General features: G+C 55.7%; 14 protein-coding genes. 7 read left to right on the forward strand and 7 right to left on the reverse strand.

Annotated features, from left to right (window positions below):
* Nucleotides 1–7: 7 nt before the first annotated feature.
* From mdh to gyrB, 6 genes are all read right to left on the reverse strand, one after another.
* Nucleotides 8–970: a malate dehydrogenase gene (gene mdh / locus VKV29_RS07060; RefSeq protein ID WP_324200600.1), complete on the reverse strand. Its 963-nt coding sequence runs from the start codon at nt 968–970 to the stop codon at nt 8–10.
* A 1-nt stretch (nt 971) separates the two neighbouring features.
* Nucleotides 972–2,051 (reverse strand): isocitrate/isopropylmalate dehydrogenase family protein, encoded by a 1,080-nt coding sequence (locus VKV29_RS07065; RefSeq protein WP_324200601.1) that lies wholly within the window; start codon nt 2,049–2,051, stop codon nt 972–974.
* Between the two features lie 67 nt (nt 2,052–2,118).
* Nucleotides 2,119–3,282: an alpha/beta hydrolase gene (locus VKV29_RS07070; protein ID WP_324200602.1), complete on the reverse strand. Its 1,164-nt coding sequence runs from the start codon at nt 3,280–3,282 to the stop codon at nt 2,119–2,121.
* Nucleotides 3,283–3,405: 123 nt separating this feature from the next.
* On the reverse strand, nt 3,406–3,663 hold the full coding sequence (locus VKV29_RS07075) for an NIL domain-containing protein (protein WP_324200603.1): 258 nt from the start codon (nt 3,661–3,663) through the stop codon (nt 3,406–3,408).
* A 102-nt stretch (nt 3,664–3,765) separates the two neighbouring features.
* The gene (locus tag VKV29_RS07080; RefSeq protein ID WP_324200604.1) at nt 3,766–5,841 is read right to left on the reverse strand and encodes an amylo-alpha-1,6-glucosidase; all 2,076 of its coding nucleotides are present in this window, start codon (nt 5,839–5,841) and stop codon (nt 3,766–3,768) included.
* A 111-nt stretch (nt 5,842–5,952) separates the two neighbouring features.
* The gene (gyrB, locus tag VKV29_RS07085; protein ID WP_324200605.1) at nt 5,953–8,025 is read right to left on the reverse strand and encodes a DNA topoisomerase (ATP-hydrolyzing) subunit B; all 2,073 of its coding nucleotides are present in this window, start codon (nt 8,023–8,025) and stop codon (nt 5,953–5,955) included.
* A gap of 328 nt (nt 8,026–8,353) precedes the next feature.
* Here gyrB and VKV29_RS07090 point away from each other — a divergent pair, with 328 nt between their 5' ends.
* The 7 genes from VKV29_RS07090 to VKV29_RS07120 all read left to right on the forward strand — a co-directional run bounded on the left by VKV29_RS07090 (nt 8,354) and on the right by VKV29_RS07120 (nt 15,740).
* Nucleotides 8,354–9,151, forward strand: coding sequence for a phytanoyl-CoA dioxygenase family protein (locus VKV29_RS07090; protein ID WP_324200606.1), 798 nt, complete (start codon nt 8,354–8,356; stop codon nt 9,149–9,151).
* A gap of 5 nt (nt 9,152–9,156) precedes the next feature.
* Nucleotides 9,157–9,603 carry a CDP-alcohol phosphatidyltransferase family protein gene (locus VKV29_RS07095; RefSeq protein WP_324200607.1) on the forward strand — a complete coding sequence of 149 codons (447 nt, stop codon included), beginning with the start codon at nt 9,157–9,159 and terminating at the stop codon, nt 9,601–9,603.
* Nucleotides 9,604–9,742: 139 nt separating this feature from the next.
* On the forward strand, nt 9,743–10,465 hold the full coding sequence (locus VKV29_RS07100) for an endonuclease/exonuclease/phosphatase family protein (RefSeq protein WP_324200608.1): 723 nt from the start codon (nt 9,743–9,745) through the stop codon (nt 10,463–10,465).
* Entirely contained in the window at nt 10,462–11,517 is a 1,056-nt protein-coding gene (locus tag VKV29_RS07105) for a transglutaminase domain-containing protein (RefSeq protein WP_324200609.1), read from the forward strand. The genes VKV29_RS07100 and VKV29_RS07105 overlap by 4 nt, the downstream gene beginning before the upstream one ends.
* A 275-nt stretch (nt 11,518–11,792) precedes the next feature.
* On the forward strand, nt 11,793–13,091 hold the full coding sequence (locus VKV29_RS07110; RefSeq protein WP_324200610.1) for an RHS repeat-associated core domain-containing protein: 1,299 nt from the start codon (nt 11,793–11,795) through the stop codon (nt 13,089–13,091).
* An 89-nt stretch (nt 13,092–13,180) separates the two neighbouring features.
* On the forward strand, nt 13,181–15,070 hold the full coding sequence (locus VKV29_RS07115; RefSeq protein WP_324200611.1) for a choice-of-anchor tandem repeat GloVer-containing protein: 1,890 nt from the start codon (nt 13,181–13,183) through the stop codon (nt 15,068–15,070).
* A 115-nt stretch (nt 15,071–15,185) separates the two neighbouring features.
* A complete protein-coding gene (locus tag VKV29_RS07120) occupies nt 15,186–15,740 on the forward strand; it encodes an HDIG domain-containing metalloprotein (protein WP_324200612.1) in 555 nt (184 codons plus the stop codon).
* A gap of 2 nt (nt 15,741–15,742) precedes the next feature.
* On the opposite strand, the gene VKV29_RS07125 is transcribed toward VKV29_RS07120, so the two are convergent.
* Nucleotides 15,743–18,403, reverse strand: coding sequence for an MGH1-like glycoside hydrolase domain-containing protein (locus VKV29_RS07125; protein WP_324200613.1), 2,661 nt, complete (start codon nt 18,401–18,403; stop codon nt 15,743–15,745).
* Nucleotides 18,404–18,436 lie beyond the last annotated feature (33 nt).

An 18,436-nucleotide genomic window follows, 5' to 3' on the forward strand; every position in this document is an offset into this window, starting at 1 on the left:
ACATGTGTCAATCGCGTGGCAGCAGAGGCGGATCAAATCCCTTCAGCGCTTCCACCAGATTCCGCACCGATTCGGCCGACCGACGCAGCGCCTCCTGCTCTGCAGGGGTCAGTTCCACAGAAACGATCTTTTCTACCCCCGAAGCGCCGATAACTGCCGGCAGTCCCAGATACAGATCATCAATGCCGTACCCTCCACCGTTCTTGCCGGTGTAGACGGAACAGGGCAGAATGCGCTTTCTATCGTTAAGAACGGAATCGATCATCTGCGCCAACGCTGCAGAAGGGGCATAATAGGCGCTTCCCGTCTTGAGTAACGACACGATCTCCCCTCCCCCCTTACGGGTACGCTCTACGATGGCCGCTAAGCGTTCCGGGGGAATGAGCTTCTCAACAGGAACTCCACCGATATTGGTGCTCCCTAGTAGGGGAACCATGTCGTCCCCATGACCGCCAAGCACATAGGCGTTCACATCCGTCACGCTTGCATTTGCTTCTAAAGCGAGGAACGTCCGAAAACGGGCGGTGTCGAGGATGCCCGCCTGTCCAAATACGCGCCGTGGCTCGAAACCGCTGACATGCAGTGCCACATGACACATGGCATCTAACGGGTTGGTGAGCAAAATGAGAATGCTGTTTGGGGAGCGCGCCACAACCTCCTTGGTACAGCTGCCCACAATCTCCGCATTCACCTTCAGTAGGTCGTCCCTGCTCATGCCGGGCTTGCGCGGGAGGCCGCTTGTGATCACTACAATATCGCTATTGGCCGTCTCTTCCCATCCGTTCGTGCCCACAATGCGCGCATCCGAACCGATAATGGGCATTGCCTGCTGTAAATCCAGCGCCTTGCCCTGCGGCATGCCCTCCACAATGTCGTAGAGCACGATATCCACATCGCCTCGAAGGGCCAGCCAGTGTGCTAGGGTAGCGCCGGTTTGTCCCGCTCCCACAATAGTTACCTTGCGTCGCATGTTAATGCATCTCCTCCAGCTTGCGGATAATGGCGTCGGCCATCTCCGAGGTACCCACGGCGGTGGGGTCGTTCCGGTCGGGTTTCATATCGTAAGTCACATACTTCCCTTCGGCGATCACGGCAGCCACAGCCCGCTCCAGACGGTCTGCCGCCTCGTACTCCTTCAAATGGCGCAGCATCATCATCCCGGAGAGAATAAGCGCCGTTGGGTTCACCTTGTTCATGCCCTTATATTTAGGAGCAGATCCGTGCGTAGGCTCGAAGAGGGCGATCTCATCGCCGATGTTGGCTCCAGGCGCCACGCCTAACCCGCCCACCAAGCCGGCGCAGAGGTCAGACAGGATGTCACCATAGAGGTTAGGCAGCACCAACACATCATACAGCTCTGGCTTCTGCACCAGTTGCATGCACATGTTGTCTACCAGCACCTCCTGATACTCGATGTCCGGATACTCTTTGGCAACCTCCTGCCCCACGCGGAAGAAAAGACCATCGGTATACTTCATGATGTTGGCCTTGGCGACTGCGCTCACTTTTTTCCGCTTGTAAGCCCGCGCATATTCGAAGGCGAATTTGATGATTCGACGCGACCCGGAGATCGAGATGGGCTTGATCGAGATCGCCGCATCCTCCCGAATCTTGCCGGGACCGGCCAGTTCGATAATCTGCCTGGCCTCCGGCGTGCCCACATCGTACTCCACCCCCGCATAGAGGTCTTCGGTGTTCTCTCGAACCACCACTAAATCCACATCGGTATACTTCGACCTTATGCCCGGGTAATACTTGCAGGGACGCAAGCAGGCATACAGATCAAGCTCCTTCCGTAAGGTTACATTCACCGAGCGAAAGCCGGTGCCGATAGGCGTGGTGATAGGCCCTTTGAGGGCAACCTTGTTGCGCCGGATCGATTCGAGCACTGCAGGAGGCAGGGGAGTTCCTACCTTCTCCATAATATCTATGCCGGCATCCTGAATGTCCCAGTTAAACGGCACTCCGGTTGCCTCGAGCACCCGCCGAGCGGCCTCCACCAATTCAGGGCCGGTTCCATCCCCACGGATGAGTGTTACATTGTAAGCCAATTCACAGAACTCCTCTTTCCATAGTATTGATGTATTTAAAAATCGTTGGACGAAGCCTGCAACTCTCTTACGGGTCTATCGGGACGTCGCGCCAGAGCCAGCGAAGGGTACTTGGCAAGATCGCCTCGCCCTGCGCGCCACTATGAAACCCCTCCCCGAACACAAACTCATAGTCGTAGCCCTTAAACGCCAACGCCTTTGCCATCTGTTGGTTGCATAAGGGCCAGTTACCCGCAATGTTGTCGAGATCGTGCGAGCCGTCCTGCAAAAAGACGCGAATGGGCTTTTTCGGAAGTCGGCGAATTAAGAAAGGATAGTTATGCCCACCCTCAACCAGAGTCTTCCCTGCTGCCAGATCGGTAAAACTTCCCACCCACGACATCACCTTACTAAACTGATCGGGACGGTTCCACGCCACCGTGAAGGCGCAAATACCCCCGCTGCTTATGCCGGCAATGGCTCTGCTCGCCGCATCCTCCCGCAGCCTTACGACCTTCTCGGCCGCAGGCAATATCTCCTCCAACAGAAAACGCGCGTACTGGTCGGACAGGGTGTCATACTCGAAACTACGCTCCTCACCGGCACTTATATGGGTGTCAGGGAAATGACCGGGGTCAACGAAAATCCCCACGGTGATCGGCATCTCCCGCTTGGCAATAAGGTTGTCAAAAACGGTGGGAACAAATTTCTTATAATAGCCCCCATCCTGAAACACCATAACACAGGCAGGATGTTCCGGAGTGTACTCGGCCGGCACATAGATCCACCAGTCGCGCACCGTGCCTGCAAAGATGTTGCTGTGCCACTCCGGCATCTGAATCAGCTTGCCATGGGCGACGTGAGGGTCGTAGTTGGTCTCCGGCTCCCTTGTGTAGACCTCTAAATTCCCGGAGCGTCTGCGCTGCCCATTCACTTCGTAGGTCCAGATCATCCCGGCCCCATTGGGCAAATCCACCGCCGCTGCGTAGATCGGGGTTTGCCCGATGCGTTGCAGGGGAATGGTATATCGCCCGGTATCCGAAACCACTTTCGGCGGCACGGTGGCATCGGGCGCCTCAATCGCCCAGGCGGTTGTTAGCCCCTCGACTCGGGGAGGAGCCCCGTCCTTTATCTCCGCGGAACCAAACCAGTTTCGCACCTGTTCGGCCAGTTGATCCGCCACCGCCCCGGTTGGATTGTCTGCAAGGCGCTGCTTTAAGAGGGGAGGGGTTAGATTATCAGCAAAGGCCATAGGTATAAGGCCCCCGACACAGAGAAGTAACGCTATCAAAAAGAGAACATACCATAACCCATTTTTCCTCACTCGGCTCTCCACGGTTAGGGGATTGTTCCTCATCCAAAACGATATTCTCCCTCAAACATTCCAATCTTCGGTCTCATCAATGGGAGTTACAGTAATGCCCAAATCGCGCAGATAGTTCATGGCCGCCTCTAAATCTTCCGCAGTGCCGTCCAACTCTAAAGCGATCCAGCCCCCCACACGACTGTCTATCTGAGCACGACGTATGTTGGGAATCAACCGAAATTCGGTAACGAGATGATAAACCACCGGCTCGGCCACCCGATTCAACGGATAGTCCAACCGCACACGCATCGAACGCCTCGATGTCATTCTACTCGCCTCCTTTACCGCGCTTGCCAGCCCTCGATAGGCATCTCGCTTCGCGCGACAAAAGCCTTCCTCCAACTACTGCGCATTCATTGTACCCTACCTTTAGGAACGTTCCTTTTCCCCTTCGCTCCTCAACTGTCTCAGTACCCTTAAGACCTCAGCAACGCTCCAAGCCTGCGCAATGCAGCCGTTTGGACGATGTGGCTCACTGCCATCATAGATTTCCGCCAACGATCCCACCCCATAAACCTCCATCTGGGTGGACAATGGCAGGAGCGCCCTACGCGCCTCCTCTCTGTTGCCCGTCACCTTCCATACCGCCTCGGCAAAAGCCCCCAATAACCAAGGCCAAGCCGTCCCCTGATGATAAGCTGTATCCCTATGCCACACATCCCCCTCATAACGAGGGGCATAGTGGGGATCGTCTGGGGCAAGCGTCCGCAGACCAAACGGCGTTAGCAATTTGCTCTGTACCGTGTGCAGTACCGCCTGCGCGGCGGGGTGCTTGGCGTCGAACAACGGAAACGGCAGACTTAAAGCAAATATCTGATTGGGTCGAATAGCCCCATCTGGCTCCCCATTCGGAGGCGTATCGAGCACGTCGTACAGTCCAAGCCCATCGGATCGGGCAAAGCGAGTTTGAAAACTCTCCCTTGTTTTTCCAGCCTCCTCGTCGTAACGCTGGGCGTCAGCGGCTTTGCCCATGCTTCGCGCGATGTCGGCCACACATCGAAGCGCATTGTACCAGAGGGCATTGATCTCCACCGGCTTGCCGATACGTGGCGTCACCACATAGTCACCCACTTTGGCGTCCATCCAGGTCAGCTGTATCCCCTCCACTCCCGCGTAGAGGAGATGGTCGCGCGCATCTACGTGGATGTTGTAGCGCGTGCCCTGCCGATAACCCTCTATAATCGCTTGAAGAGCCGGCCATAGCTCCTCAAGAAACGCGCTCTCCTGCCCCGTTTTGTGGACGCGCCAAGCGGCGAGAATAAACCATAAGGCGGCGTCTACCGTGTTGTATTCCGGCTGCGAACCCCCATCGGGAAAGCGATTTGGAATCATGCCATGATCTACGCACTGCGCAAAACTCCTAAGAATCGAGCGTGCAAACGGCACCTGTCCGGTCGTTAAGCAGAGGCCGGGAAGGGCGATCATCGTATCACGTCCCCAGTCGGTAAACCAGTGGTAACCGGCCATAATCGTCGCACGCCCCTCCGGCGACTTCACCAGGAAGTCGCGCGTTGCAAGCACCAAACGCGCCTCAAACGCATCGGCATCGAGACACTGAGTCAACAAAAGCTGCTGTTCCTCGCTTATCGCGGCTAGGCTTTCTGCCGGTGTGGGCAGATCGAGCGGTTCAACACCACCCTCCACCACAAGCGGTTGATCAGAAGAGAGCGACATGGTGAAGACCCCAGGCGAAAAAAGGTCTTCGCAAAAGTCAAGCCCCCTCTCCTGCTCACGAGGATGCAGGAAACGATAGTACCAACAGGCATTTGCGGAGAAAGAGGCTGCCCTATAAGGCTGCCCATCTCTATGACAGAGGCGCAGATGAAGCGGCACCGGTGCCTCCGTTATCCCCTCGATCTGTGGCAAACGCAAGCGCAAGCAGCGATTCGTTTCACACCATATCGCAAGAGGTGCCGAGGAGGTGGTAGCCATTTCGTGATGGTAGTCTCGCCAAGCCAACAGAGGCACTAGCTCCAACCGCACCTCCACATCCGCCGGCGCTTCCGAAACGGAATAGGCCACATATACCGCATTGTGCCCTCTCGGCATCCACACCTGTTTACAGATTTTAATGCCTTCCGCCACGCGCCACGTCCAAGTGGGCACAGGCAACAGGCGCCACTCCTCAAGCCACCGATAGCCCGTGGGGTGCGTCACGCCCGGATAAAGGTTGGCAGAAAGCTCAAACCGCTCCTCGCGGTCTCCCCGTTTCACAACCAACGTCTCTTCAAGCTTTGAAAGGAGCACGCATCTACCCACCGGTGGCTTGAGTGCTGCTACCAAAAGCGCATGATACCGACGGGTATTCGCATTTGCCAGCGTCGCCGAACTGTACCCTCCAATGCCATTCGTTACCAACCACTCCCGCTTCATCACCTCGGTTTCGTTTTGGAGCAACGTTGCATCGAACACAATATCGGCCTTACCCAACACGCCCTCACTCATCCGACCCCTCCCTGCAAAAAAATGACAGCTCCTCGTTCCTGAGGAGCCGTTAGTAAACTTCAAAATCGAGGAAGGAAAATCCTGCTAATTTTTCGGTTCTATTGCCACCAACTATCCGTGCCAGTCAACGTCGGTAACCTCTTTCGCATGGGCGATGATGAAGTCGCGACGTGGCTCGACCTTATCGCTCATGAAAATATCGAACAGCTCGATAGCGGCAGTGAGGTTTTCCGAGTCGATCTGCACACGCGCTAATTGACGCTTGTTGGGGTCCATGGTCGTTTCGGCGAGGTCGCTTGCGTCCATCTCTCCCAACCCTTTAAAGCGCTGCACCACCACATCTTTTCGCCCGCGCAGCGACTTCAAAATGCGGTCTCGCTCGGCCTCATCTTTGGCGTAATACTGCTCATTGCGTCCTACCTTAATGCGATAGAGCGGCGGCTGCGCCACATAAACATGGCCTTCTTCGATGAGCGGACGCATGTAGTACCAGAAGAAGGTAAGCAGCAGCGTGCGAATATGGTCGCCATCCACATCGGCGTCACTCATGAGGATGATCTTGTCGTAGCGCAGTTTCGAGAGATCAAAGCCCTTTCCGTTCCCGTTCTTCTCCTCTTCGGCCTCACCGTTCTCCTCTTCGCCGTAGGTAATGCCGGTACCTATCGCGGTGATGATGGCGCGTATCTCCTCGTTTTCAAGCACCTTATCCACCCGCGTCTTTCCGGCATTCAACACTTTCCCTCGCAGGGGAAGGACGGCCTGAGTGCGCCTATCGCGCCCCTGCTTTGCTGACCCACCTGCCGAGTCGCCCTCCACAAGGAAAAGCTCGCACTTGCTTGGGTCGCGCTCGGTGCAGTCGGCCAGTTTACCGGGCAGGGAGTGCGTCTCGAGAGCGCTCTGGCGCTTCACCAGTTCGGCCGCCCGACGAGCCGCCTCACGCGCCCGCTGGGCGGTGAGCGCCTTCTCGATAATGCGTCTGGCAACCGAGGGGTTCTCCTCCAAATACTCCGCAAGCTTCTCGCCCACCACCGAGTTCACCGCGCCCTCCACGTCCGGGTTGCTCAGCTTAACCTTTGTCTGCGACTCGAACTGTGGGTGATGAAGTTTCACGGAGATAACCGCAGAAAGCCCCTCCCGCACATCATCGCCCGTGAGGTTGGCATCCTTTTCCTTTAGAAGCCCTGCCTTGCGCGCATAGTTGTTCAACACACGGGTAAGCCCCGTCTTAAACCCGGAAAGGTGGGTGCCGCCATCGGGAGTGTTGATGTTGTTGGCAAACGTCAAAATCGTATCCTGGTAGCCCATGTTGTACTGAATGGCGACTTCCACAATAATGGTTTCGCGAATCCCGTTGAAGTAGATGGGCTTATGCAAAGGCTCCTTCGTCTCGTTAAGATGCTGCACGAATTCGGCCAGCCCCTTGGGGTAATGAAACACCTTCGTCTCCGGCATGGGCAACTTACCTGGCTCTACATCCGTTGGCAGGTCGCGCTCGTTGGTGAAGGTTAAAGTGACCGTAGGATTGAGGTAGGCTAGCTCTCGCAACCGCCGCTCGATGCGCTCGGCGTCGTACTGATGCTTTCCGAAAATCTCTGGGTCCGCATGCCAACGAACCAGCGTGCCGTGCTCACTCGGCTTGGCCGTGCCGATGACCTTCAGGGGAACCGTGGTTACCCCCCGTTCAAAGCGAATAAAGTAGACCTTCTTATCGCGCCACACGGTCACTTCCAACCAATCGGATGTAGCGTTAACGCAGGACACGCCCACACCGTGCAGCCCACCGGAAACTTTGTAGGCCCCGCTATCGAACTTTCCACCCGCATGCAGCCGAGTGAGAGCCAACTCTACGCCGGGCATGTTGTACTCTCGGTTGATATCCACCGGGAAGCCGCGGCCGTTATCCCTCACGGAGACGGAACCATCCGCATGAAGGGTTACATCAATGCGATTACAGTAGCCCGCCAAAGCCTCATCAATCGCGTTATCGCTCACCTCCACGAAAAGATGATGAAGCCCCTTCGCATCGGTACTCCCGATGTACATGGCCGGGCGACGGCGAACGGCCTCTAGCCCTTCCAAAACCTGAATCTGATCGGCACTATAGTTGCCCGTCACGCGCCCAATGGCGCTTAACTCTTCCTCAGAAACCGAAAGTATCTTCTCCTCTTCCTTCTCAAGTGCCATGCACAACTCCTCTCACAATTCTAAATCTTTGCAAGCACGAACATAGTATAGCATAAAAGTAGACAAAAGTAAATGTATTCAATTGCGACCTCCTCCAATATCGCCCAGATCATCGCGCACCGCGCCCTTCAAGAGAAAAATACGCAATTGTGCCAATTCGTATTAGCCAATTCAAGGCGTTCACCGCAAGCAGGATTTTTCGATAGTCTGTGAGAAATAGGGGTAAGCATGGCATCCATGCCAAATTGCTGGGAACCGTGGACAGGCTGACCTTAACGGTTTCAGCACACCAACCGCCTGCTTTCAAAACTTTTTGGGGTAATCGCGCATGCATCTACACACGTTAGAGCTAGAGGGGGATGAGCTGTCGGCAAGCGCAACACAAAGCGTTCTACGGCACTTTCATGATGCCGGCTTTGTCGCCATCTCCGGGCTTTACACCCCCCAACAGATCGAACGGCTAGACCGGGCCTTCCAAAAGGCTCTCGAACAGCATATCCAGACCCACGGCGGGCTTGAGCAGCTGAACAAGAAGACGTTCGGGAAAAATCATATCGGCTTCTTTCCACCGCTTGTTGCCCCCTTCGCCAACGTCGAATTTGTGGCCCACCCGCTGCTGATCCCGCTCTTAGAAAAGCTGCTTGGCCCCGATTTCATCTGTTGCTTCTACCATACCAACACGGCCTACCCCGGCTCAGAGCTACAGCCGGTACATCGCGATCACCCTCCCATTTTTGGGTCGGCCCTGCCAATTCCCCATCCACCCACGCATATCGTCCTCAACGTTCCTCTCTGCGATTTCAACGAGGAGAACGGCAGTACGGAGGTATGGCCGGGCACGCATCTCATTGTGGATTCTTCGGAAGAGGAGGCCGCTCAACTTGAAAGCCGGGCTGCTGCGATGCCCTCGGTGCGCATGAATGTGCCTCTAGGCTCCGCCGTGCTCCGAGACCTTCGCACGTGGCATCGAGGCATGCCCAACCGCTCCCCTCATCCGCGCCCCATGTTGGCCATCGTCTACCAGCGCGCCTGTACTCACGCGGAACCTATGGCTATTCCTAAAGCCACCTGGGAAAGCTGGCCGGAACGGGTACGCCAGATTTTTCGCCGCAACCGCATCGAGTAGACACCATGCGCTACGCCCCTCATCTGCTCATCGCCCTGCGTGTGGCTCTTGGCCCCACCCTCTATTGGCTAACCCACATCGGTGCCCATTCAGGCTGGATCGCCTTAGCGCTCATTGCGGCCTTTCTCTCCGACATCTTTGATGGCGTTCTTGCCCGTCGCCTCAAGATCGCGACACCTGCCCTCCGCGTGGCCGACAGTCGTGCCGATGCCTGGTATTTTGGCTGGATACTCCTCACTCTTTGGCAAACACGACGCCAGCTTCTCCAACCCTATCTTTTCTGGATTGCGCTCGTAGTCGGTCTCCAGATTTTCTCCTATCTTTATGACTATATTAAATATGGCCGCATCACCTCCTTACATGCCTATAGTGCAAAACTTTGGGGCATTACCCTCTTTCTTGCCCTCTATGCCCTTTTGATCTATCGAAGAGCCTCTCCCTGGATAGATTAGCCGTCGGGATGGGTATTATAAGTTTTGTTGACGCTTTGGCGATAAAACTGCTTCTATCTGGCTGGCAGCACGATGTAGCGAGCTGTTTTCACGCCTACCGTCTACGCCGTTCTCGATCCGGTTGAAGATGTTCTAACAGATGCGCATCGTCAGTTACAACATGCACGGTGGTTTTGGAGTTGATGGACGTTTTTCCATCTCTCGCATCGCCTCGCACCTAAACCAGTTGCGAGCCGACGTCATCTGCCTTCAGGAAGTTCATGCCTTCCTTCCTCATTCCCGGCTCTCCAACCAGCCTCGCCGCCTTGCCCGTGAGCTTCAAATGCGTCTCTGTTTCCATCGCTGTTTCGGCCTCTGTTTTTGGGGGTTCGGCAACGCCATTGCCTCCCGATGGCCCATCCTTGAGGTTCGCTACCACCGTCTTCCCTTTCAATGCGAGCCACGTGGGGCGCTTGAATGTCGCCTCCAAACCCCTATAGGGCCCATCACCGTCTTCAATACGCACTGGGGACTTCTACCCACCGAGCGGATTCGGCAAGCGAAAGTCCTTTCAACATACCTGAAGCGCACCCCATCCCCTTACGTGCTCTGTGGCGATTTAAACGACCATCCCGAATCGCTTCCCGTCCACATCCTGTTGGAAAATACCCCGCTCCAGGATGCTTCTATGCTATCGGCGCCCTTCGCCACCTTTCCCGCTTTGAACCCGCAAGTGCGCATAGACTACATTTTCCACACCCCTAACTTTCGCGTGCTCGCCGCCGAACGGGTTATCTGGCTTGCATCCGACCATCTGCCGGTCATTGTGGATTTGGCCTTCATGCCCGAAAAGAACGTTACCTTCAGAGGAACAGACTTATGAAATCGCACAGCCTCACCTTCTGCGCTACTGCCTTCCTTGCCTGTTGGATGGTATCGGCTTCCCGCGCCCAAAACCCGCCGCCCGTAAACCCCGAAGCGCTCACCACGCGTTTCACCGAAACCGTCACCCTGCGGCCGCCATCCCTCCAAACGAAACAGATACGGCTCTGGATACCGATTCCATCCGATAGCCCTCAGCAACGCGTTCTGCAGGTCTCCATCCACGCTCCGGTGCCCTACCGGCTTACCCAAGAGGAGCGCTATCACAACCGAATGGCCTATCTCGTTTTCGACCATCCCAACCAACACCCTATTTCCCTTGAGGTGAGCTGGGTCGTTACCCGCTATGCCACCCCACGGTTTCCATCGGTCCGGCCTTTCCCATTGGTCTCCGCTCTGTTTCTGCAGCCGGATCGGCTGGTGCCCGTAGGAGGGCCCTACACCGCCCTCGCCCGCCAACAGACCGCTTCCGCCTCCGCCCCTTACGATAAAGCCGAGCGCCTCTTCGCCTATGTTACGCAACACTTTCGATATGACTACAGCGACTCCTCACCAGAGTACGGCAACGGGGATGTGGCCTTTGTCTGCAGCTACAAAAAAGGCAACTGTTCCGATATTCACAGTGTGTTGGTTACTCTTCTGCGCAGCCTCGGCATCCCAGCGTACATCGCTTTTGGATTTCCTCTCACCGGCATTCCCGCTCCCAATCCTCTACCCACCGAAGGCACCATTGGTGGATACCATTGTTGGGTTTGGGCTAACGTTCCGCACAAAGGCTGGATGCCGATGGATGCCGCCGACGCGATACGCTGGAACGATCACGGCTACCCTCAAATGGCCAACAGGCTTTTTGGCGCTCTCTACTTACCTCGAACCGCCGTAGATGTTTCCCGTGGTCGCGACATCGTGCTCTCACCCCATCAAAAGGCCGGCCCATTAAACTACTTCATCTATCCCTACGCCGAAGCGGATGGAAAAGCCCTACATGTAAACTGGCATCTCCAATTTAAGGTTCTATCGTACACAGCTAGCGACGCTCAAACACACCAGTAGACGCTTCCACCCTTTTGTGATGGGGAGGGCACCCAACGAACTTCGATGCCTAGCCCCCCATTCTAGGGCAGCTCCTCTCCGAACAGAACAGAGGAACCTCCCTGCCCGTAAGCCGCAACGGCAACCTACCCGGCTTTAGCTACCGACATTCCTACGACGCCGTAGGCAACCCTACCCAACTGCGTACACAAGCCTTCGGCTATAACCCCGACAACCAAAACACCGCATGGACTTACGACCCCAACGGCAACCCCGTCTTAACAGGCTCCTACCAGTTGGCCTGGAACGCACGCAACCAGCTTCAGTCTATTATCAACGCCAGTCAGCAGCAGATCACCTACGATGAAGACCCCTTCGGCCGGCGAATCGCCAAGCACACCCCGTCCGGTACCCGCTACTTCCTTAACCTCGGCATCTCGCCCCTTTGCGAGCTTGACGGTAACGGGAACATCGTAGCCATCAACACCTGGGGGCCAAACGGCCTTTGCGCCCGCCACAGCGAAGGCGCCGGCCGCTTCTACGCCTTCGATCCCTTCGGCAACTGCATTGCCGAAACCTACGGCGGCATCCTCAACGGCCCTGTTAGCTACGATGCCTACGGTTACTGCTACGGCGGCCCTCTAGACCTTTCAGACCCCTATGCTGGCTTCGGAGGCCAATGGGGCTACTATCGAGACGCAGAAACCGGTCTCTACCGTCTCGGTGCCCGCTACTACGACACTTTCAGCGGCCGCTTCCTCAGCCGTGACCCTTTAGGCTATGCCGGCAGCCTCAACCTCTACGGCTACGCTGCCAATAACCCCCTCGCCTTCATTGACCCCACTGGAATGAGCTATTGGGGAGATGCCGGACGTTTCCTCGCCGGAGAAGCAGAAGGAGGAGCCGAGACCGTCCTCTGCATGACACATCCCGAAGCCTGCCCCGGTCTAGGTAACCTTATCTCCTTAGCCTTGCATTGTGGTATCGGCTGTGTTCCTGCTGCGCTCCTTAACGGGTTAAAGAATACCATCAACACGCTTTCCATGGCCAACGATCCCGAAGCCTGTGGTCGGATTGTTGGGAGTTTATTAGCAGGGGCTGCGGCCCCGGCGGCAGGCGGAGCCTCCGCAGTGGGAGGTCTTGCGGGCGAGGCGGGGGATTTGGCCGGTGCTGCAGGGGAGGCTGCAGGAGAACTGAGCTGCCCCATAGAGCGGCCGCCTATAACCAATTGGACTGACCCTATGCGCGGTCCGCTTGGCGAAAGGTGGGAACCTCCTGACCCCGAAGCAGAGGAAGCAGCACTACTAAATGGAGAAAAACTTGTACCTTACGGCCGTGCCCTACCACCAGAAGGTCAAGAAGGTCCTCCTGTTTACGAGTGGAGAGGTAGCGGGAGACCTCCACGCGGAGGAAATTGGCGTAATCCTATTTATGGCGACCTACATAATGACCTAGGCCATCCGTATCCAAGAGGCCCCCACTGGGACTGGCATCCTCAAGGTCTATTCCCCGACTATCCCGGAGAGAAGTATCTCATCTTTCCTGACGGCAATATAGTGGAAGACAAATGGATATACCGTTCCTGGTGGCATTGAAACTAGGCACCACTACTAGTCAACAGCCTATTTCCTGCTCGCTACATAGTATAATAACTCTTGAAGCTAGCCTATGGAGAGATCGCTCTATGTACCCAAACATCCAAGAAGTCCTTCTACCCTTCCAACCCAATAAAATCGCGTTCGAGAAGCGCCTCCTCAAGAAAGCATTCCCCGCACCCGTCTCCGGCTTCAGCTTCTTCTTCTTTAAACACCATACCCTCGAACACGGACACTTCTTCTCTTTCCTCCCACCACAATACCTCGACACCTTCACCTGGGACACCGATGACCACTGGACGGATTTCCTCGCCTTCCTTAGCCCTCGAATATCCGACCTACAAACCTTGAGAGAAATCGAAAGCCAGACGATTGAGACACAAGAACACCACCATCAACGTATCGTCTCCCAATGGCTTGCCCACCACCCCCAAGCCTGCATCCTCTGGCAGTACGGCGACCCCTATTTCCCAAAACAGATTGACCCCTTCAACTACCTCCTCTCCTACGATGCCGACCTCTACCTGCTCCTCACCCACCAGCAGTTCCTCGCCTACGGAGAGGATACCATCGGCGAAACACGAGATTCCAGCCTAGGCGGTTTCCCTACCTTCTTTGTTCTCACCCTCCTCCCGCCCCATTTCCCTCAACAACCTAGCCCCGCGGCCCTCCCCATTCCCCCCGATGTCCTCGAATTTATGGCCGCCCATACCCAACTCCTCGGACTGGCAGAGGTCTTCCAAGGAACCGTAGACATCCTCTGGCAACGAGACCCCCAACCCCGCTATCCCTTCACCCCACGCTACGGCCTCTGCACCGGTGCCTCCCCTACAGGACATCTCACTACCCTCAACGGAGGCCAAGCCCAACAAGGACTCCTCCTCCACCTCTCCCCAAACCAACCCCCACAAATCGTCCATCCCTTTGCAGCAGACCCTGCAGGCCAACCGGTAGCCGGCCTCCGACAGGCTCCCAACGGCATTCTCTACGGCATTACCCTCCGAGGAGGAGACTTCGATACCGGAACCCTCTATGCCCTCGACCCCAACACCCAAACCGTCGAGATGCTCTATCAGGGAGAAGAGGGAGGGCCACGACACCCCATCGGATTGCCGGTCTGGACGGAGGAGGGAGGCCTCTACGGCGTGAGTTTGTTCGGAGGCCAACACAATGCCGGAACCCTGTATCGCTTCGACCTGCAGAGCAAGCAGATGCAGATACTGCACAGTTTTGCGGGGCCGGAGGGCGCCCATCCGTTGGAGGCACTGGTTTTAGGGGCGGAGGGCTGGCTGTACGGCATGACGGATGCCGGAGGGGAACATGGGGAGGGGGTGCTGTTCGGCTACCACATCCCCCAAAGACGCTTCGAGGTTTTATGGCACCTGTGCAGAACTCCTCTGAGCTGGAAACAGGCCCGTCAAAACCGGTCAAAGGAAGTTCCTACGACCTACTCTTCGTACATAGTAGGAGGTGCTAGTCTGTTATGGCATCCACAGGGCGCCTTGTACTATCCTTTTAATCGGTTTGTTAATCTGTTTGGCCAAGAGAGGGCAGCAGATTCCTCTTCCTCGGAGGGCACCCCATCGGGTTCCGTGCAGGAACGGAAGGTCTATCGTTATTGGGTGAAGGAGCGTCGTTGGGAGCGGGTGGTTTTTGTGCTTCGGGAGGAGCCGGTGAGTTGGGAGGATTATCATAGCTGGTCATGGTTTCTGGGTACGGACGGGCGGATTTATGGGACGCAGGGTCGTGTGATTTATCGTTGGGAGGTGGGGAGAGAGGAGGGGGAGATACTGTATCGTTTGCCGTATTATAAGCGGGCGGAGGAATATGGGAAGGGCGAGGCGATGCATGGGATAGGGGATTTTGTGTTTGGGGAGGACGGTTATGTCTATGCATGGAATGAGCACTATGTGTATGGTTTGAACATGCAAACGGGGGAGTGGCGTCTGTTGCTGCGGTATGATGAGGCGATAGAGTAGACGATGCTTCTGGCATTCTTTAGGCAGCTTGCCCTAAAGGTTACAGACAACATCCTTCTCGTGAAACAGTATAATAAGTGACAAACTATCATCCGCAGAGGGTAAGTACCATCTTATGCACGACCGACAGGCCGCTTGGCAGCTCGTAACCGAATGGACGCAAAGCGAAAGTCTTCGCAAACATATGCTTGCTGTAGAAGCCGCCATGCGCTTCTATGCGCGCAAATTCGGTGAGGATGAGGAGCTTTGGGGCAATACCGGGCTTCTACACGATTTTGACTATGAACGCAACCCCGATCCCCCCAAGCACCCCACCGTCGGCATGAAAGTGCTCTCTAAACAGGGCTGGCCTCCGGAGATGATCGAGGCGATTGGAGGCCATGCGGAGTATCTTCATATTCCTCGCAACACCCTTCTGGCCAAAACTCTCTACGCGGTAGATGAGCTTTGTGGCTTCATTCTCGCCGTGGCCTACACGCGCCCTTCTCGCACTTTGGCCGAGGTCGAAGTGAACTCCGTGCTTAAAAAGATGCGGCAGAGCGGCTTCGCACGTAATGTCAGCCGAGAAGGCATTGCGCGAGGAGCCGAGGAGCTTGGTATTCCTCTTGAAGAACATATCGCCAACTGCATTGAAGCCCTCCAAGCCATCGCGCCTACCTTGGGGCTTTGATCTTAGGGAGGTGATAACAGCTTGTGCCGTTGCATATCGTAACGCAAATGCACCGGATGGGCCGCGTGCAGAATCGGCTTGCCGTCTAAATAGACGGCAAACCCGCGAAAGCCATTTGCGATATGCCCCCCACCCGCGTCGTAGGCGATGGTGATATCATGCCCCCTATAGGCTTGTCCATCTAAAATCCACCAATGCCATGCCCCATCCGGCAACAGAGGGTCTATTTCAAGAACGTCATCGGAACGCGGAACAAGCCCAATGAGGTCGCTGATTAACGGATCGATCCATGTGGAGTGGAAGTAATCCCGCTGATCGGTTTTCCATTGCCCCGTCTCCCCGTTGTAGAACTCGCCCGTCCAGGGATATAGAGGATTCTGGTTTTTATACTGCGCCCTCGTAAACGAGTAGAAAAGCTCGTAAAACTTCTGACGGGTAAGCGCACAGGGGGCGTAGTGGCGCAAAGTGTTGGCCATAGCCCGCATCACCAAACTATTGGCATGAGGCCATGTAGGACCGTTCCACATGCACACACTTCCTCCAGGGCCAACCGGCCAGCCATCTTGAGAGTAGGCGGGACAGCTCTTTGCCGTAGATGCGATCGGCCATGGCGTCCAAAAGAGGTTGGGGTTCAGCGCCGTTTCCCAAACCGTTTCGTAGCCCCTACCCGCTGGAGGCAGATCAAACGCGAACGGATAGAGACCGATCACCTCCAAAGCCGACGAAGGTGCATCATCAGACGCCCGTAGGTCTACAAACCAATGGTCTTTTGCATCCCACATCTTCGCGATAACGGCTTCACGAATGGCTTTCGCCAATCGTTCCATCTTCTCGGCCAGGGCGTTGCGCCCCAATAATCGCTCTATTTTGGCCACCGCCACCGCATTGCCGTAGTTGTAGGCGGTAAGGTCTACCCGACGTAGCGGAGTCATGTATTTTGGATCGGTGCCCGCTCCGCCTCCGGTCTCATAATGGGCAAACGAAAAGAAGGCCGGCTGCCACTCCATACCCGTCCACCAATGACTATCTACCACCAAGAGCGGACTGCCATCCCAACCGTAAACCTTCTGCCATCCCTGCACATTGCGCTCCAGCGCAGGGGCGATCCGCTTTAAGAGAGCCTTGTTCGGATGCACCTCATTCAACCCCCAAGCACAAGAGGTGATCCAGTCCGTGTACTGCCCACCTTGCTGCCCTTGTAAGGTTACGTGGCTCGGATAGATGCCATCAGGCCGAGGATTGCTTACAAAGGTCAACAGATGCCCCCAGCAGTAAGAGGGGTCGCGCAACCACCGCGCCTCATACATCTGATGCCCGGCCCCGTAAGAGATCACGTTGGCATACCAGTCAGAAGTCCAACGCCCCTCCGAGAAGGCGCGATACATAAGGTGCCCCATGCGTGGGTTCATGCCGTTCTTTTTCAGCAAATACCAACGATGGTAATACATTTTCGTTACGAGTGGGTCGCTGCAAGCGAAGTAGGCGATGTTCTTATCGAACCACCCCTGATAGACCATCACTTGCTGCTCTAAAGGATGGAGGGAGCGTAATTCAGCCTCTAGCTTCTCGTGCGCCCCAGAGAGTGAGGTCGCAAGCGCACAGGCGAACAGAAAACGGCGCGATTTTTTGGCGGGGATTTTCTCTGTAAAATGAACTCCCTCGCTCTTCCCATCGAATCCAACCGCCTCTAACCATACCGGATAGCCATCAATCTTTCGCATCTCCACAAAGCGATCGGTGCCCGATTTTAAATCGGATGACATCACGATGGAAAAAGGATGCGCCGTCGTTGATGGGTTTGTCACCCGAATTTCGGCAACCAACACATCATTCTGAGTGATCCACTTATCTCCCTCGATATGCAGTGGAGAGCGAAACTCATGCCGCCTTGTTTCAGGGGCATAGTGTGGGTCAAAACCATACAGCCCGGTATATAGATTTGTCCCACGGTGATGAAAGACCAGTTGCACTCTTTCAGCCAGCTGGGGTGGATCGAAATGCAGGGTATTTTTATCCGGCTTCAGGTCGTTTAATAGTTGTCCCCAAGGCACCCATCGCCCATGCCGATAGAATAAAACCTCCATCTGGGCCGGTGGCGCACATCCCCCACCCCGTGGGATGTCGTTATAAAAATAGAGGTCTAAACCCGTAAGCTTTCGTGAGCCACCCAAAGCGACCGTGTAAGTATCTACTCGGTGTCCGCTTGACCAGCAAGTCCATCGCTTTTCAGGCACGAAGGGCGGAGTTAATGGGTTCTGAGCGTTGTCTATAACATAGGTAAAAGAGGCTGTCGCTTTTAGCAGCGTACCGGGTGCCCCCACCATATGCACATGGCTTGGCGCATACGTCGCTTTTTGCACGATGTATGATTGACCGTCGGCGGCAATATCAAGGTCAAAAGCATCGAGATTTGTGATGTAGAGCAGCTGCACCCCATCACGAAACGCCCATCCTTGCGGGCTTGTAGCCCAAACACGATCCCCAGAGGCCCCGAAGGGAACCGTGCTATCGTAAGGCCTGGCTAAAATTCGGTCTATTGAAAAACGGCTGGCGGGAAACACACGGTGCGCTAAAGGCTTCGGCGGAAAGCTGGCTTTTGCTCCCCTGCCCAAAATACCGAACAGAAGCAGCGTTCCAAGGCAAACAATCCCATATCGTTTCAAACTTCGAGGCTCCTCTATGCTTTTTTAAAGAAG

The sequence above is a fragment of the Chthonomonas sp. genome, assembly GCF_035294165.1.
GTDB lineage: Bacteria > Armatimonadota > Chthonomonadetes > Chthonomonadales > Chthonomonadaceae > Chthonomonas.

Bases quoted from the DNA above. Each gene is read 5' to 3' on its own strand.
- mdh (WP_324200600.1), bottom strand. From the start codon at position 970: ATGCGACGCAAGGTAACTATTGTGGGAGCGGGACAAACCGGCGCTACC.
- VKV29_RS07070 (WP_324200602.1), bottom strand. From the start codon at position 3,282: ATGGCCTTTGCTGATAATCTAACCCCTCCCCTCTTAAAGCAGCGCCTT.
- VKV29_RS07075 (WP_324200603.1), bottom strand. From the start codon at position 3,663: ATGACATCGAGGCGTTCGATGCGTGTGCGGTTGGACTATCCGTTGAAT.
- VKV29_RS07080 (WP_324200604.1), bottom strand. From the start codon at position 5,841: ATGAGTGAGGGCGTGTTGGGTAAGGCCGATATTGTGTTCGATGCAACG.
- gyrB (WP_324200605.1), bottom strand. From the start codon at position 8,025: ATGGCACTTGAGAAGGAAGAGGAGAAGATACTTTCGGTTTCTGAGGAA.
- VKV29_RS07090 (WP_324200606.1), top strand. From the start codon at position 8,354: ATGCATCTACACACGTTAGAGCTAGAGGGGGATGAGCTGTCGGCAAGC.
- VKV29_RS07095 (WP_324200607.1), top strand. From the start codon at position 9,157: ATGCGCTACGCCCCTCATCTGCTCATCGCCCTGCGTGTGGCTCTTGGC.
- VKV29_RS07100 (WP_324200608.1), top strand. From the start codon at position 9,743: ATGCGCATCGTCAGTTACAACATGCACGGTGGTTTTGGAGTTGATGGA.
- VKV29_RS07105 (WP_324200609.1), top strand. From the start codon at position 10,462: ATGAAATCGCACAGCCTCACCTTCTGCGCTACTGCCTTCCTTGCCTGT.
- VKV29_RS07115 (WP_324200611.1), top strand. From the start codon at position 13,181: ATGTACCCAAACATCCAAGAAGTCCTTCTACCCTTCCAACCCAATAAA.
- VKV29_RS07120 (WP_324200612.1), top strand. From the start codon at position 15,186: ATGCACGACCGACAGGCCGCTTGGCAGCTCGTAACCGAATGGACGCAA.